This is a genomic window from Mesorhizobium sp. M0715 (assembly GCF_040320355.1).
Classification (GTDB): Bacteria; Pseudomonadota; Alphaproteobacteria; order Rhizobiales; family Rhizobiaceae; genus Mesorhizobium.
The window spans coordinates 144223-159150 of record NZ_JAMYPL010000003.1 but is presented as its reverse complement, the minus strand read 5'-3'; the positions used below and the strand labels follow the sequence as shown (position 1 = coordinate 159150).

Sequence of the window (14928 nt, the reverse complement as noted above, 5' to 3'; positions counted from 1 at the left end):
GCGGCCCAAAGCAGGGAGCCCCGGATGATCAAGGCAACGCCCTTCGATTTCCCCTATGACGGCAGGCTGGTGGCCGAAAACACCGCGCTGATCGTCATCGACCTGCAGCAGGATTTCCTTTCGACATCAGGCTACTTCGCCAGGCAGGGCTATGACCCGTCGCCTCTAAGGGCGATCCTGCCGACGGTGAGCCGGCTGATCGCGGCCGCGCGCAAGGCCGGCGTCAGGGTCATCCACACGAGGCAGGGCTAGCGGGCCGATATGGCCGATATGACGCCTTACGAAAAATGGCGCCGCAAGCGCGCCGGTCTCGACGGCACCGATATCCTGCTGCGCTCGGGCACGGGGTTCCAGATCGTTCAGGAGATCGATGTGGCGCCGCAGGACATCATTGTCGACAAGACCTGCAACAGCGCCTTCATTTATACGGATTTCGAGCTTGTCCTGCGCGCGCAAGGCATCACGCATCTCATGTTTTCCGGATGCACGACGGATGTCTGCGTCCACACCACGCTGCGCGAAGCCTGCGACCGGAATTTCCAATGCCTGACGATCTCGGACGCTTGCGCCAGCGGCGACAGACAAGCGCACGAAGCAGCGCTTCACATGGTGACGGTTGAGGATGGCGTCTTTGGCGCGCTCGCTGATTCCAGCGCTGTCATTGAAGGCTTGTCGCGATTGTCGGGCATGGCGAGTTAGGGCGCCAAGATCAATGCCGGCGGGACAGCACCCCCCTCTGGCCTGCCGGCCATCTCCCCCGCAAGGAGGGAGATTGGCTGTCATCTCGGCTTTCACTAATCGCCAACGTGGCAAGACGAGCGCTGCGGGTGAAGCTGTCGATCTCCCCCCTTGCGGGGGAGATGTCCGGCAGGACAGAGGGGGGTGTGAAGGATCTCGGCGTTACCGGAATAGCTTTCATTCCGTAGGCCAGAACTCAGCCCGTTGCGCGCGTCTCCAATCCTGCACGAGACGCATATGCCCCAGGCTGGAATGCCTCGTGTTCGCGACGCGCCAGCGAATTGCGCAGCAGGGCGATGGTTTCCCGGCCGACCGTTGCGATCTCACGCGGCGTGTCGACGCCGACAATCATGAATTCATCGATCCCGAGGGCTGCATAGGCAAGCAGCGACAGGGCGGCCTGGGCTGGCGGCCCGGCAACATCGATCGCCTTGTGGCCGGAGGCGGAAGCACCTTGGTGAATCCCGACCGGAAGCGCGAAGCGCAGCTTGCCGGCCCGGCCATGTTCGGCGGCCGAGCGGCGCACCCGCTCCATCAATTGCCGGATCTCATCGATCGAGCCCGGTGCCAATTCAAAGACATCGGCATGCCGGCCGGCAACTTTGAGTGCCGTTCCGGACTGCCCGCCCATGCGGATGACCAGGTCGGCGCCGTGCGGTCCCTTGCGCGGCACGTAGCCGCCCTTGATGCTGTAGAACGTTCCTTCGTGGTCGAAGGGCCGGTCGTTCGACCACAGCCGCTTCAGCAACACCAGATATTCGTCTATGCGCTGCCAAATGACGGTGTGCCCGACCGGCCGTGTTTCGGCGTCGGCGTCGCTCAGCGGCTCGCTGATCATCCTCAGCGCCAGGCGTCCGCCGCTTTTCCTGTCGATCGACGCCAGTTGGCGGGCTGCCACGGTCGGTTCGACCACGCCCGCCCAATGGGTGAGCACGACTTCCAGCGACGAGGTGCGATCGAGCACTTGGGCCGCAAGATCCATGTTGGTCAGCAGCCCGGCCGAATCGTCGACGACGATCTTGCGGAAGCCGCCATCCTCGATCAGCCCGAGCTTGGTCGCGGTCTCGGCAAAGTCGTAGAAAAAGGGAACCGCGGCATCGGCGGTCTTACCCGGAATATGCGTGAACTCGATCGGCATTGCCATGTCCTCCGTTGTGTCGGGCGCGCGAAAGCACGCCGAGGATTCGGTTCATTCAACTCCGATTGCCTGAAAGCGGTGGGCAGCTAACCCCGGTCGATCTGACGACTCAGGGAATAAGGCCCAGAACAACTGCCCCGGTGAACACGAACGCAAGGGCAAAGACGAGATAGGCGAAAGCCCCGGCATAGGCCGGGCGAAAGGCCTGGGCATTGGCCGACCGCTGAGCGCTGCGATCCGTCTGGGCGTTCTGGATGTAGGACATATCGACCTCCGTCTCGGCGACTAATCTATAAAACTGGTAGACTTTGTCGATTGCTATTTTTGGGCTAAAGACAGAATAATTTTCTCCTATGATGCCGGAAGTTGGTAGGCACTTGCTTAGAGGGAGCGCTCGGACGGCCGATCCATATGGCGCGTCCGTTTTTTGCTTCTGCGTCCGAATGGACCTATGGCCTTGCCCTCGCTGCGCTCAATTCGTGGATTGGCCGCCCGGCACGGGCGCGGTAGCATCGCCCAACCAGCAAAGCGAAATCGTCACACAGGGGCAGAAAAATGGGCACAAGACTGGCCGGCAAGGTCGCCATCATTTCGGGAGGAGCGACGGGAATGGGCGGAGCGGCTTCGGAGCTGTTCGCCGCCGAAGGCGCCAAGGTGGCGATCATCGACCGCAACGGCGAGGCGGCCGCCGCAACCGCAGCGGCGATACGCGCGCGGGGACAGATAGCCGAGCATTTCATCGCCGACGTCTCCGACGAAGCCCAGGTCGAAACGGCGGTGAAGGGTGCTATCGAAAAACTCGGACCGGTCACCGTGCTGTTCAACCACGCCGGCACCATCGTCATCAAACCCTTCCTGGAGACGACGGTCCAGGAATGGGACTGGCTGCATGCCGTCAATGTGCGCTCGATGTTCCTGATGACGCGCGCCGTTTTGCCCGGCATGATTGCGGCCGGCGGCGGCTCGATCGTCTGTACTTCGTCGATCTCGGCGGTGGCGGCGACTCCCAACGAAGTGCTCTATGACACCACCAAGGGCGCTTGCCACATGTTCGCCCGCGCCATCGCCGTCGAGTTCCGCGACCGCAACATCCGCTGCAATGCGGTCTGCCCCGGCTTCATCCGCACGCCGCACGGCCTGCGCGAGGTCGCCGACCTCGGCAGGCTCGGCGTCGACGTCTCCGACGCGGCGCTGGCCGCGCAGCAGGGCCGCATCGGCGAACCGGAAGAGGTGGCGAGGGCAGCGCTCTACCTGGCCAGCGACGAGTCGAGCTTCGTCAACGGCACGCATCTGTTTGTGGATAACGGCTTTACCGCGATGTGAGACGCTCAAAGAAGGCGCGAACTTGGCAGGATGCGGGTTCCTCGCCCCCACGAATGGGGGGAGAGGTGGCTCGGCGAAGCCGAGACGGAGAGGGGGAATGGCTCGACCTTGCCTTGCTTCGGCGACAACTCGCCAGCGTCGCAGGCCTCTCTCCGACCGCTTCGCGGCCACCTCTCCCCGCTTTGCGGGGCGAGGAACCCAAGCTTTGCTACCGCTCTTCCCGCCGAAACGGCTTGAGCAGCGCCGACGGTGCCACCGCGTTGCGCGACATCACCGCCATGGCGACGATGGTGAAGATGAACGGCAGCATCAGGAACGCCTCGTAGGGGATGTGTCCGAGCCCGCTGGCCTGCATGCGCAGCTGCAGCGCATCGACGAAGGCGAACAGCAGTGCCGCACCCGCCGAGCGCCACGGATCCCAGCGGCCGAACACGACCAGCGCGATCGCCACCCAGCCGCGCCCCGACACCACGCCGAAGGTGAAAGCGTTGAACTGCGCCATCGACAGGAAGGCGCCGGCCAGCCCCATCAGCGCCCCGCCGAGGATGACTGCCTGGAAGCGCGTGGCGGTGACACTGACCCCCGCCGAATCCGCGGCGCGCGGGTTTTCGCCGACCATGCGCACCGACAGGCCCCATGGCGTGCGGTAGAGCACGAAGGCGGCGAGCGGAATGGCGAGGATCGCCATGTAGACCAGCGCGAACTGGTTGAACACCGCCGTCCCGAGCACCGGGATGTCAGACAGGAGAGGGATCGGCAGCGTCTGAAAACCCTTGATGCTGGGCGGCACTGATTGCTGGCCGAAGATCAGCCGGTACAGGAAATAGGCGAGGCCCGACGAGAACAGCGTCACGCCGATGCCGCAGACGTGCTGGCTGAGGCCGAGCGCCACGGTGAACAGCGCATGCAGCGCGCCCATCAGCATGCCGGTGAGCACCGCCGCCAGCACGCCAAGCCACAGGCTGCCGGTGAGGCTGGCGGCGGTGAAGCCCGTCATCGCCGACAACAGCATGATGCCTTCGATGCCGAGATTGAGCACGCCGGCCCGCTCGGAAAACATTTCGCCGAGCGTCGCGAAAGCCAGCGGCGTGGCAATGCGGATGATCGCGGCCAGGAAGCCGACCTGGAATATTTGTTCGAACACCGCGCTCATCGGGCAACTCCGACGCGACGGATGCGATAGGCGGTGAACAGCAGCGCCACAAGCATGGCAAGCAATGCGGTGCCCTGGATGACGTCGCTGAGGAAGGCCGGCACGCCGGTCGCCCGCGACATCGCCTCGGCGCCGGTCATCACGGCGGCAAGGAAGATCGCCGCCGGCACGACGCCGAGCGGATTGAGCCGCGCCAGCATCGCAACGACGATGCCGGAATAACCGTAGCCCGGCGAGATGTCGCTCATCACCTGGAAATGCACGCCGCCGACCTCGCCGACGCCGGCCAATCCGGCCAGCGCGCCGGACAGCAGCGCCGTCGAGATCAGCACCCGCTCGACGTGGATGCCGCCATATCTGGCGGCTTCCGGGTTTTCGCCGGTGACCCTGATCCTGAAGCCGAGCGTCGTGCGCACGATCAGGAACCAGATCAGCGGCGCCGCGATCAGTGCCGCGACGACGCCGAGATGCAGCCGCGTGCCTTCGAGCAGCACCGGGAAATTGGCCGAATCCTCGATCGGCGGCGAGATCGGATAGCCGCTGAAACTGTCCTTCCACGGCCCCTCGATCAGCGCCATCAAGGCGTAATAGATGACCGAGTTGAGCAACAGCGAACTGACGACATCATCGACCTTGAATTTTACTCTGAGCGTCGCCGGCACCAACGCGACTGCGGCTCCCGCTGCGGCGCCCGCCACCGCCATCAAGACCATGGCGAGCGGCCCCGGCATTGGAATGGCGCCGACAAAGCAGCTGGCCACCGCGCCGGCAAGCAATTGCCCTTCGGCGCCGATGTTCCAGAATTTTGCTCGGAAGGCGACCGCGACCGCCAGTCCGGTGAAGATCATGGGTGTTGCACGCACCATCGTTTCGGTGATCGCATAGCTGTCGCCCAGCGACGCCGTGAACATCACGCCATAAGCTTCGAGCACGCCGGGGCCGGCCAGCGCAATAAGGCCGCTGCACAAGATGAGCGTTGCTCCGATCGCGAGCAATGGCAGAGCGAGGTTGAACCAGGTCGGCGTCGAGCTGCGGACCTCCAGGCGAAACATCAGCTGTGGCCCTCCGCCCCGGTCATCATCAGGCCGAGCCGTGCGATCGTTGCATCGGCGCTGTCGAGCGTGCCGACGATGCGGCCCTCATACATCACCGCGATGCGGTCGCAGAGCACCAGCAGTTCTTCGAGATCCTCGCCAATGACGACGATGCCGCAGCCCTTGGCGCGCATGTCGAGGAATTTTTCGTGGATGAAGCGGGCGGCTCCGATGTCGAGGCCGCGCGTCGGCTGCGAGACAACAAGCACCTTCGGATCGAAGGCAAGCTCGCGTGCCAACAACGCCTTCTGCAGATTGCCGCCGGACAGCGCCCCGGCGCGGGTCATCGGCCCGGGGCACCTGATATCATAGGCCTTGATCTGCGCCTCAGTGAAGGCGCGGATCGCATCGGGCTTGAGCAGGCCCCTGCTGCTGAACGCTGTGGTGCCGATGCGCGGCAGCACCATCGAATCGGCCAGCGGCAGATTGGTCACCAGTCCGGTCGTCATGCGGTCTTCCGGGATACGGCCAAGTCCGAGCGCCTGCACCTCGCGCGGCGAGAACCGCGAGACCTTTTGGCCGGCAATCGTCATCCGGCCGGCATCGGGCGCCCGCACGCCGGAGATCACCTCCGCCAGCGCCCGCTGGCCATTGCCCGACACCCCGGCAATGCCGAGGATTTCGCCGGCACGGACGGCAAGCGATACGTCGCGCAGCGCCGTGCCCGAATGATGCGAGGTTGAGATACCGTCGAGCGTCAGCACATCAGCACCCGGCGCCGATGGTCCCCGCGCCGGCGGCACGATCTCATGGCCGCACATCAGTGTTGCCATCTCCGAGGATGTCGTGTTGGCCGGGTCATCGACGCGGCCGGCAACGCGGCCATGCCGCAGCACCGTGCAGCGATGCGTCAGCGCCCGCACCTCGTTGAGCTTGTGCGAGATGAAGATGATGCCGAGACCTTGCGCCGCCATAGAACGCAACGCCGAAAACAGCCCGTCGACCTCGCTTGGCGCCAGCACCGCCGTCGGCTCGTCGAGGATCAGCAGCCTGGCGCCACGAAACAGCGCCTTGACGATTTCGAGCCGCTGCTGCTCGCCGACCGACAGCGCCGAGACCGGCAGGTCCGGGTCAAGCACCAGCCCATGCTGGCGGCCGATCTCGGCCAGCCGCGCCAGCCCGCCGGCGCGGTCGATCCGTCCTGTCTTGCCGGGAATGCCGATGAGCAGGTTTTCCAGCACCGTCAGCCGCGGCGCGAGGTGAAAATGCTGGTGCACCATGCCGATGCCGGCGGCCAGCGCATCGGCGGAACTGGTGATCCGCACCGTCTGGCCCTGGATGAGAATCTCGCCGGCGTCGGGCGCATAGGCGCCGAACAGCACATTCATCAGCGTCGTCTTGCCGGCGCCGTTTTCGCCCAGTAGCCCGAGGATCTCGCCGGGCGCGACGCTGAGATCGACGGCCTCGTTCGCCTTGACGGCGCCAAAGCTCTTGGTGATGCCGCGCATTTCGATGAGTGGGGCGGACAAGGATGCTCCTGCGGAGAGAGGCTCTGCTTCACCCTCCCCCTTGTGGGGAGGGTCGGCTCGCAGTCGGAGCGAAGCGGAGATTGCGAGACGGGGTGGGGATGCGCCCTACGAGGACCCCCACCCCGCTCCGCTTCGCGGATCGACCCTCCCCACAAGGGGGAGGGTAAAGAAATCAATCCGAAACCGGCGTATTCTCGTCCACATCCACCCGGAAATTGCCTTCCAGAATCTCCGCCTTCTTCTTTTCGACCAGCTCCTTGACGTCCGCCGGCAGCGTCTTGTCGAACTTGTGGTAGGGCGCCAAATGCGAGCCGCCCTTGGCCATGCGCGAGAAATCGCCATAGTCCTGCGCGGTGAAGACGCCGGCCCTGACCAGTTTGATCGCCTGCTCGACCGTCGGATACATGTCCCAGACCGGACCGGTGATGACCGTGTCGGGGCCGAGACTCGACTGGTCGGACATGTTGGAGATGGCGAGGATCTTCTTGTCCACCGCGGCTTCGATGACACCGAAGCGCTCGGCGTAGATGACGTCGACGCCGGCGTCGATCTGCGCGACCGCCGCTTCCTTGGCCTTGGGCGGATCGAAGAACGAGCCGATGAAGGCGACCTTCTTCTTGATGTTGGGATTGACCTCCCTGGCGCCGGCGAAGAAGGCGTTGACCAGCCGGTTCACCTCCGGAATGCCCATCGCCGCGACGGCGCCGATCGTACCCGACTTCGACATCTTGCCAGCGATCATGCCCGAGAGATAGGCGGGCTCGTGGATCCAGTTGTCGAACACCCCGAAATTGGGTTCCGCCGGGCCGGCGCCGGAGCCGAACAGCCAGGCGGTCTTCGGGAACTGCTTGGCGGTGCGGCGCGATTCGCGCTCGGCGGCGAAGGCGTCGCCCAGCACCAGTTGGTAGCCGCCTTGCGCATATTCGCGCATGACGCGGCTGAAATCGGCGGTCTGCACCTTCTCCGACCATTTGTATTCGATGCCGAGTTCCTTCTCGGCCTTCTGCAGGGCGACATGGATCTGGTTGTCCCATGGCTCCTCGATCGGCGTGGCGAAGATCGCCGCCACCTTCAGCTTCTTGTCCGCCGCGAAGGCGGCGCCCGGCAGCATCGTTGCCGCCAAACTAAGCGCGCCCAGCTCCAGTACATTGCGTCGCGAAAGCCCTTCGCGTTTTATCTGCGATTTATTGTTCCGGTTTTCCATTGCATTCCCCTCTGTTCGACAGCCGTGTCGAGCCGGCTGTTCGTGAAAATGTCAGACGGGGAAGTATGGAACGACGCCAGACTTTTGTCCACGTGGTCAAATTTGAACCGCGCACCGGATTCTTGATCTTAGCCGGCCAAGCAAGGGCCGCCGATCAAACCCGTTCCAGCGCGATCGCGATGCCCTGGCCGACACCGATGCACATCGTGGCAAGCGCATAGCGGCCGCCGCGCTCACGAAGCTCCAGCGCCGCCGTGCCGGAGATGCGGGCACCCGACATGCCCAGGGGATGGCCGAGCGCGATGGCGCCGCCATTCGGGTTGACGTGCGGTGCATCCTCGGCAATGCCGAGCTGGCGCAGCACGGCGATGCCTTGCGAGGCAAAGGCTTCGTTGAGCTCGATGACATCGAACTGTTTTGGTGTCAGGCCAAGCCGCGCGCAGAGTTTTTGCGTCGCCGGCACCGGGCCGATGCCCATGATGCGCGGCGCAATACCGGCGGCAGCGCCGCCGAGGATGCGGGCGATCGGCGTCAGGCCATACTTTTTCACGGCTGCCTCGGAGGCAACGATCAGGGCCGCCGCCCCGTCATTGACGCCGGAGGCATTGCCGGCCGTCACCGTGCCGCCCTGGCGGAACGGTGTCGGCAGCCTGGCCAGCGCATCGACCGTCGTGCCAGCACGGGGATGTTCATCCTTCGAGACGACAACCGCATCGCCCTTGCGCTGCGGGATCGTCACTGGCGTGATCTCCTTGGCCAGCCGGCCATTGGCTTGCGCGGCGACCGCCTTGTCCTGGCTGCGCACGGCAAAGGCATCCTGGTCCGCGCGGGAGATGGCGAACTCTTCCGCGACATTCTCGCCGGTCTCCGGCATCGAATCGACGCCATACTGCTTCTTCATCAGTGGGTTGACGAAGCGCCAGCCGATGGTGGTGTCGTAAATCTCGGCATTGCGCGAAAACGCCGTGTCGGCCTTGGGCATGACGAAGGGTGCCCGGCTCATCGATTCGACGCCACCCGCGATCATCAGTTCCGCCTCGCCTGCCTTGACGGCCCTGGCTGCGATGGTCAGCGCATCCATGCCGGAGCCGCACAGGCGGTTGACGGTGGAGCCCGTAATCTCCTTCGGCAAGCCTGCCAGCAGCAGCGCCATGCGCGCCACGTTGCGGTTGTCCTCGCCGGCCTGGTTGGCACAGCCATAGACGACATCGTCGACAGCCTGCCAGTCGATGCCGGGATTGCGCTCGACCAATGCCCTCAGCGGTATCGCGCCGAGATCGTCGGCACGCACGGAAGACAGCGAGCCGCCGAAGCGGCCGATCGGCGTGCGGATGTAGTCACAGATGTAGGCCTCGGCCATGTCATGCAGCCTTTGCTTTTCCGGTTCCCTCATGCGCCGCCTTGGTGCGGGCCTGCAGGTCGCGCAATGTCTTGAGTTCGAGTTCGCTTGGCGCCGGCGTTTCGTCAAGCGCCTCGCCGAACTTAACCACCCAGCCACAGCTCTCCTGCACCTGCTGGCGGGTGACGCCTGGATGCAGCGACACGACGGTGAATTCCTTGCTCACCGGATCCGGCTTCCAGATGGCGAGATCAGTGATCAGCAAGGTCGGGCCGGCGGTGTCGATGCCCAGACGCTTTCGATGATCGCCGCCCTCGCCATGGCCGAAGGAGGTGAAGAAATCGATCTTCTCGACCATGCCGCGCTTGGTCTGCGCCATGGTGATGTAGATCTCCTTCGACGACGTCGCGATCTCTGGCGCGCCGCCGCCGCCGGGCAGCCTGGTCTTTGGGTGAAAATAATCGCCGATGACCGTGGTGTTGATGTTGCCAAACTTGTCGAGCTGCGCCGCACCGAGGAAGCCGATCGAGATGCGCCCACCCTGCAGCCAGTAGCGGAACATCTCCGGCACCGCGACGGTGGTGACGGCGGTTTCGCACAATTCGCCATCGCCGATTGACAGTGGCAGCACGTCGGGCGCGGTGCCGATCGTGCCGCTCTCGTAAATCAAGGTGATGTCGGGCGCATGCGTCAGCCGCGCCACATTGCAAGCGGCGGATGGCGCGCCGATGCCGACGAAACAGACATCGTCATTGCGCAGCGCGCGGCTGGCGGCGATCGTCATCATCTCGTTGGGGGTGAAGCCCTGATTGTCGCTCATGCCGCTTTCCTCAGATGCTCGACCCGGGCCTCGAAATCGCCGGCACTCTTCTCGATGACGTTGGCCCGCATCCACGCCTGGAATTTCTCGCGGTCGGCGGCGATTTCGTCCCATTCGAGATAGGCGGCATTGTCGCGCGCATAATAGCCATGCGCGTAGGACGGATGCGAGCCTCCGGGCACGACCGATATCGCGGCAATCGTCCAGCGCGGCAGCACGGTCAGGTTGGGGTGCAGATCGTCGAAATTGTCGACCACTTCCTCGACCGTCACCACCGCGCGTTTGGCCGCCAGCACCGCTTCCTTCTGGATGCCGATGATGCCTTCGACCAGCACATTGCCTTTCTTGTCGGCCTTCTGCGCATGGATGAAGGTGACGTCAGGCCGGATCGAAGGAACAGCGGCCAGCACCTCGCCGGTGAACGGACAGGTGACAGACTTGATGTTCGGGTTGACCGCCGCGAGGCCAGCACCGCGATAGCCGCGAAACACCGCGCAGGGCAGGCCGGCAGCACCCGCTTCATAGGCGTTGGCCATGCCGGCATGGCTGTGCTCCTCGATTTCAAGTGAGCGCGGGAAACCGTTCTCGATGGCATCGCGGGCGCGGCGCAGCAGGCCGACGCCGGGATTGCCGACATAGGAGAAGACGATCTTCTTCGCCATGCCCATGCCGATCATCTGGTCGTAGATGAGGTCCGGCGTCATGCGGATCAAGGTCAGGTCGCGAAAACCCTGGCGGATCGCCTCATGCGCCGCCGCCGTCGGGATCAGATGGGTGAAGCCCTCGAAGGCAGCCGTGTCACCATCTTTCAAATTCTCGGCCACGGCCTGTTTGAGCGGCAGGAACTTGACCATCGCATCGGCTCCAGGCTGAGAAAGTTCGTATTGCGAACATATGTTTTATATGCGATACTTTCTATGCTGAGCAGAGGCGTGGAGTCAATCCTGACGCCGATGTCGTTCTGCGGAGACAAGATGGACGAAGAGGCTGTTTCCCGTGATCATGTCGGCTCGCTTGAACGCGGCCTTGCCGTCATGGAGATCCTGGCCCGCCATCCCTCGGGCATGACGTTGACTGAAATGGCCGAGGAAGCGGGCCTGACCCGCGCCGGCGCCCGCCGCTTCCTGCTGACACTCACCGCCACCGGCTATGCAACACAGGCCGGCCGCGTGTTCTCGCTGTCGCCGCGCCTGCTGACGGTTGCCCGCACCTGGCTCGGCGGCGCCTCGCTATGGGCCTTCGCCGCCCCCATCATGCGCGCGGTCGCCGCACAGCTGAACGAGGCCTGCTCGGCAGCCATCCTGTCGGGTGAGGATGTCGTCTATGTCGCCCGCATTCCCGGCCGCCGCATTCTCAGCGTGTCACTCGATGTCGGCACCAGGCTGCCTGCCTATTGCACCTCGATGGGGCGCATCTTGCTCGCGGGCCTGACGCCTCAGGAATTGGACGCATTCCTCGACCAGGCGACCATCGAGAGACGGACGCCGAAGACGATCATCGACGTCAGGCTGCTGGCCGGCGCCATCGGCAAGGCGAAAGCGGACGGCTTTGCCATCGTCGATGAGGAACTGGAACTCGGCCTGCGCTCGATCGCCGTGCCGATCCGCGACCGGGCAGAGCGCACGGTCGCGGCCATCAACGTCTCGACGCAATCCGCGCGTTTTTCTGTCGCGGAGATGGAGCGGGAGATCCTGCCCGTGCTGCTGGAGGCCAGGCAGCGCATCGAGGATTTTTTCGTGATCTAAGTCGGCGGGACAGCACCCCCCTCTGGCCTGCCGGCCATCTCCCCCGCAAGGAGGGAGATCAGCTGTTATCTCGGCTTTCGCCAAATCTACACCGTTGTAGGGCGAGCGCAGCGCTGAACCTGCCAATCTCCCCCCTTGCGGGGGAGATGTCCGGCAGGACAGAGGGGGGTGTGAAGGATCGCTACGGGTACTATTTTGTGCCGTTGCAGCAACGCGACTTCAATGCTTGATCCGATCCCGCATCGCGTACCACAGCATGCCGAGCACATAGAGCGGCCCACGCAGTGCCGTCCCACCCGGAAACGGCATCGGCGTCAGTGTCGAGAACAAATCTAGCCGCGAGGCGTCGCCCATGATCGCTTCGGCCAGCAGCTTACCGGACAGCGTCGACAGGATGACGCCCTTGCCGGAATAGCCATGCGCGAAATAGACCTCGCCATAGTGCCCGACGTGCGGCAGCCGCGATGTCGTCACCGACACAAGCCCGCCCCAGGCATGATCGATGCGGCAGCCCTTGAGCTGCGGAAAGGTCTTTTCCATATGCGGCCGCACGAAGCCGGCGATATCGGCCGGCGGTGACGGCGTGTAGCGTTCGCCGCCGCCGAACAGCAGGCGGCCATCCGCAGACATGCGGTAGTAGTTGACGACGAAGCGCGTGTCGGACACCGCGACATTGGCCGGGATGACATTGCGCTTGCCCTCCAGCGGCTCGGTGGCGACGATGTAGTTGCCGACCGGCATGATGCGGCTGTTGACGCGCGGCTCCAGCCCGTTGAGCAGAGCGTCACCCGCCAGCACGACATGTCTGGCACGCACCGAACCCTTTGATGTCGAGACCCGGACCGAAGGCTCGCGCTCCAGCCGCACGGCGACCGAATTCTCATGGATGGTGACGCCCGCAGCAACCGCGGCGCGGGCGAGGCCGAGCGTGTAGTTGAGCGGGTGCATGTGGCCGCCGAGCGGCTCGTACATCGCGCCATGGTAGGGTGTATCGACCTTGGCTCGGGCTTTAGCCGCCGATAGGATTTCCGCATGCGGGAACTTCATCACCGTGGCCAGGCACTCGGCCTCTTCCTCGAGATCCCTAAGGTCGGAGCCGTTGACCGCGCCGACCAGATGGCCGGTCAGCCTGAGATCGCAGTCGATGGCATGCCGCTCGATAATATCGAGCACCAGCCCGCGCGCCTCGAAGGCAAGATCGAACAGCACCTTTGCCCGCTCCGGCCCGTAGAGTTTGACCAGTCCCTTGGCGCCCTTGCGCAGGCCGGGGATCATTTGGCCGCCATTGCGCCCCGACGCCCCCCAGCCGATCTTGCCGCCTTCGAGCAGCACCACCTTCAACCCACGCTCGGCGGCGTGAAGGGCGGCGGACAACCCTGTGCACCCGCCGCCGACCACCACCAGGTCGGCATCGACATCGCCGGCGAGCGCCGGATGGTCCGGCGCTGGATTGGCGGTGGCGACATAATAGGATTTGGCGATATCGAGGCCCGAATTGAAGCCCGTTGAACTGCAAGCCATAGTCACACCTTCAGCAGAAGGTGGTCGCGTTCCCAGCTGGTCACCACGCCCTGGAAAAGGTCGAGCTCGACGCTCTTGACGCGCAGATAGGTCTGGAAGAAATCCTCGCCCAGCAGTTCACGCACCGGGCCGCAAGCCTCGAAACGATCGAGCGCCTCCTCCATGGTTTTCGGCAGCGTGCTCTTGATCTTGTAGGCATTGCCCGACGCTTCGGCCGACCGCGCCAGTCTCTGTTCGACGCCGAGATAGCCGGCAAGCAGCGAGCCGGCTATCGCCAGGTAAGGATTGGAATCCGCGCCCGGCAGCCGGTTCTCGACCCGCCGCGCGGAGCGGCCGCCGGCCGGCACGCGCAGGCCGCAGGAACGGTTGTCATGCGACCACTCGATGTTGGCCGGCGCGCTGTGGTTCGGCCTGATGCGGCGGAAAGAGTTCACGTTGGACGCAAACAGCGGCATGATTTCCGGGACATATTTCTGCAGGCCGCCGATGAAATGGCCGAACATTGCGGTGTCGGCATCGTCGCTGCCGGCAAACAACGTCCTGCCGGCCTCGTCGATGACCGACATGTGCAGATGCATCGAGCTGCCGGCCTGTGCGGCGATCGGCTTGGCCATGAAGGTGGCGTGCATGCCGCTTTGCTGCGCGGCCTGTCGCGTCAGCCGCTTGAACAGCAGCACCTTGTCGGCCAGCGGCAGCGCATCGCCATGCAGGAAGTTGATCTCAAGCTGCGCCGTACCTGATTCGTGGATCAGCGTGTCGAGCGGCAGTCCGGCCGCCGCAGCGTAGTCATAGATGCGGCGGATCACCGGCTCGAACTCCTCGAGCGCGGCCATGTCATAGGGATGCTGCACTGTCTCGGCTCGGCCGTTGCCACCGACTGGCGCGGTCAGCGGACGGTCCGGATCGGGATTGGGCGCGGTGAGATAGAATTCCAGCTCGGGCGCCACCACCGCCCGCCAGCCACGCTTGGCGTAGAGATCGAGCACGGCGCGCAGCACATGGCGCGGCGAGGCCATCCAAGGCCGGTCGTCCATATGGAAGGCATCGGCAAAGACATAGGCCTTGCCGGGAGCGGCACCCGGCGCCAGGCAGAGCGTCGATACATCAGGCACCATGCGCATGTCCGGATCCGAATAGGCAAAACCCTCGTCGATCGAGCCGGAGTAGCGGCCGTCGATGCTGACCAGGAAAGCGCTGCTCGGCAGATAGAGCGCGCGGTCTTCAAGCGCCTGGAGGAATTTGGCCGTAGGCAGCGCTTTGCCGCGCAGGACGCCATTCATGTCGGGCACCAGGCACTCGACTTCGTTGATGCCGTGCCGGACCAGCCAGGCTTTGGCATCGGTACCGCTGGAGAGCGAGATGTTCGTGTTGTTGTCAGGCATTT

General features: G+C 64.4%; 13 protein-coding genes and 1 pseudogene. 3 read left to right on the top strand and 11 right to left on the bottom strand.

What is annotated here, in order from left to right; all coding sequences use genetic code 11:
• Positions 1-24 precede the first annotated feature (24 nt).
• Positions 25-699: pseudogene (locus NKI21_RS04705) on the top strand (cysteine hydrolase family protein).
• Between the two features lie 235 nt (positions 700-934).
• On the opposite strand, the gene NKI21_RS04700 reads toward NKI21_RS04705, so the two are convergent.
• Positions 935-1876 carry an LLM class flavin-dependent oxidoreductase gene (locus tag NKI21_RS04700; RefSeq protein WP_128304108.1) on the bottom strand — a complete coding sequence of 314 codons (942 nt, stop codon included), beginning with the start codon at positions 1874-1876 and terminating at the stop codon, positions 935-937.
• A gap of 109 nt (positions 1877-1985) precedes the next feature.
• Positions 1986-2141 (bottom strand): hypothetical protein, encoded by a 156-nt coding sequence (locus NKI21_RS04695; RefSeq protein ID WP_023811179.1) that lies wholly within the window; start codon positions 2139-2141, stop codon positions 1986-1988.
• Positions 2142-2431: 290 nt separating this feature from the next.
• On the opposite strand from NKI21_RS04695, the gene NKI21_RS04690 reads away from it, so the two are divergent.
• Positions 2432-3199, top strand: coding sequence for an SDR family NAD(P)-dependent oxidoreductase (locus NKI21_RS04690; protein WP_023811180.1), 768 nt, complete (start codon positions 2432-2434; stop codon positions 3197-3199).
• Between the two features lie 208 nt (positions 3200-3407).
• On the opposite strand, the gene NKI21_RS04685 is transcribed toward NKI21_RS04690, so the two are convergent.
• The 7 genes from NKI21_RS04685 to NKI21_RS04655 form a co-directional block, all read right to left on the bottom strand.
• Positions 3408-4352, bottom strand: coding sequence for an ABC transporter permease (locus NKI21_RS04685; protein ID WP_128304109.1), 945 nt, complete (start codon positions 4350-4352; stop codon positions 3408-3410).
• On the bottom strand, positions 4349-5404 hold the full coding sequence (locus NKI21_RS04680) for an ABC transporter permease (protein WP_128304110.1): 1056 nt from the start codon (positions 5402-5404) through the stop codon (positions 4349-4351). Before NKI21_RS04680 ends, NKI21_RS04685 begins: the two co-directional genes overlap by 4 nt.
• Positions 5404-6915 carry an ABC transporter ATP-binding protein gene (locus NKI21_RS04675; RefSeq protein ID WP_128304111.1) on the bottom strand — a complete coding sequence of 504 codons (1512 nt, stop codon included), beginning with the start codon at positions 6913-6915 and terminating at the stop codon, positions 5404-5406. The genes NKI21_RS04680 and NKI21_RS04675 overlap by 1 nt, the downstream gene beginning before the upstream one ends.
• Positions 6916-7087: 172 nt before the next feature.
• Positions 7088-8119: a BMP family protein gene (locus NKI21_RS04670; RefSeq protein WP_023811183.1), complete on the bottom strand. Its 1032-nt coding sequence runs from the start codon at positions 8117-8119 to the stop codon at positions 7088-7090.
• A 154-nt stretch (positions 8120-8273) separates the two neighbouring features.
• Positions 8274-9479 carry a 3-oxoadipyl-CoA thiolase gene (gene pcaF, locus NKI21_RS04665; RefSeq protein WP_352442123.1) on the bottom strand — a complete coding sequence of 402 codons (1206 nt, stop codon included), beginning with the start codon at positions 9477-9479 and terminating at the stop codon, positions 8274-8276.
• Position 9480: 1 nt separating this feature from the next.
• Entirely contained in the window at positions 9481-10278 is a 798-nt protein-coding gene (locus NKI21_RS04660) for a CoA-transferase subunit beta (protein ID WP_352442122.1), read from the bottom strand.
• Entirely contained in the window at positions 10275-11132 is an 858-nt protein-coding gene (locus tag NKI21_RS04655) for a CoA transferase subunit A (protein ID WP_023811186.1), read from the bottom strand. The genes NKI21_RS04660 and NKI21_RS04655 overlap by 4 nt, the downstream gene beginning before the upstream one ends.
• Positions 11133-11252: 120 nt before the next feature.
• Between NKI21_RS04655 and NKI21_RS04650 the strand changes: the two genes are divergently transcribed.
• Positions 11253-12023: an IclR family transcriptional regulator domain-containing protein gene (locus NKI21_RS04650; protein ID WP_352442121.1), complete on the top strand. Its 771-nt coding sequence runs from the start codon at positions 11253-11255 to the stop codon at positions 12021-12023.
• A gap of 219 nt (positions 12024-12242) precedes the next feature.
• On the opposite strand, the gene NKI21_RS04645 is transcribed toward NKI21_RS04650, so the two are convergent.
• Together NKI21_RS04645 and NKI21_RS04640 are read right to left on the bottom strand one after the other, a co-directional pair.
• On the bottom strand, positions 12243-13544 hold the full coding sequence (locus NKI21_RS04645) for an NAD(P)/FAD-dependent oxidoreductase (RefSeq protein WP_352750658.1): 1302 nt from the start codon (positions 13542-13544) through the stop codon (positions 12243-12245).
• 2 nt (positions 13545-13546) lie between these two features.
• The gene (locus NKI21_RS04640) at positions 13547-14926 is read right to left on the bottom strand and encodes a glutamine synthetase family protein (protein ID WP_352442119.1); all 1380 of its coding nucleotides are present in this window, start codon (positions 14924-14926) and stop codon (positions 13547-13549) included.
• Positions 14927-14928: the final 2 nt, after the last annotated feature.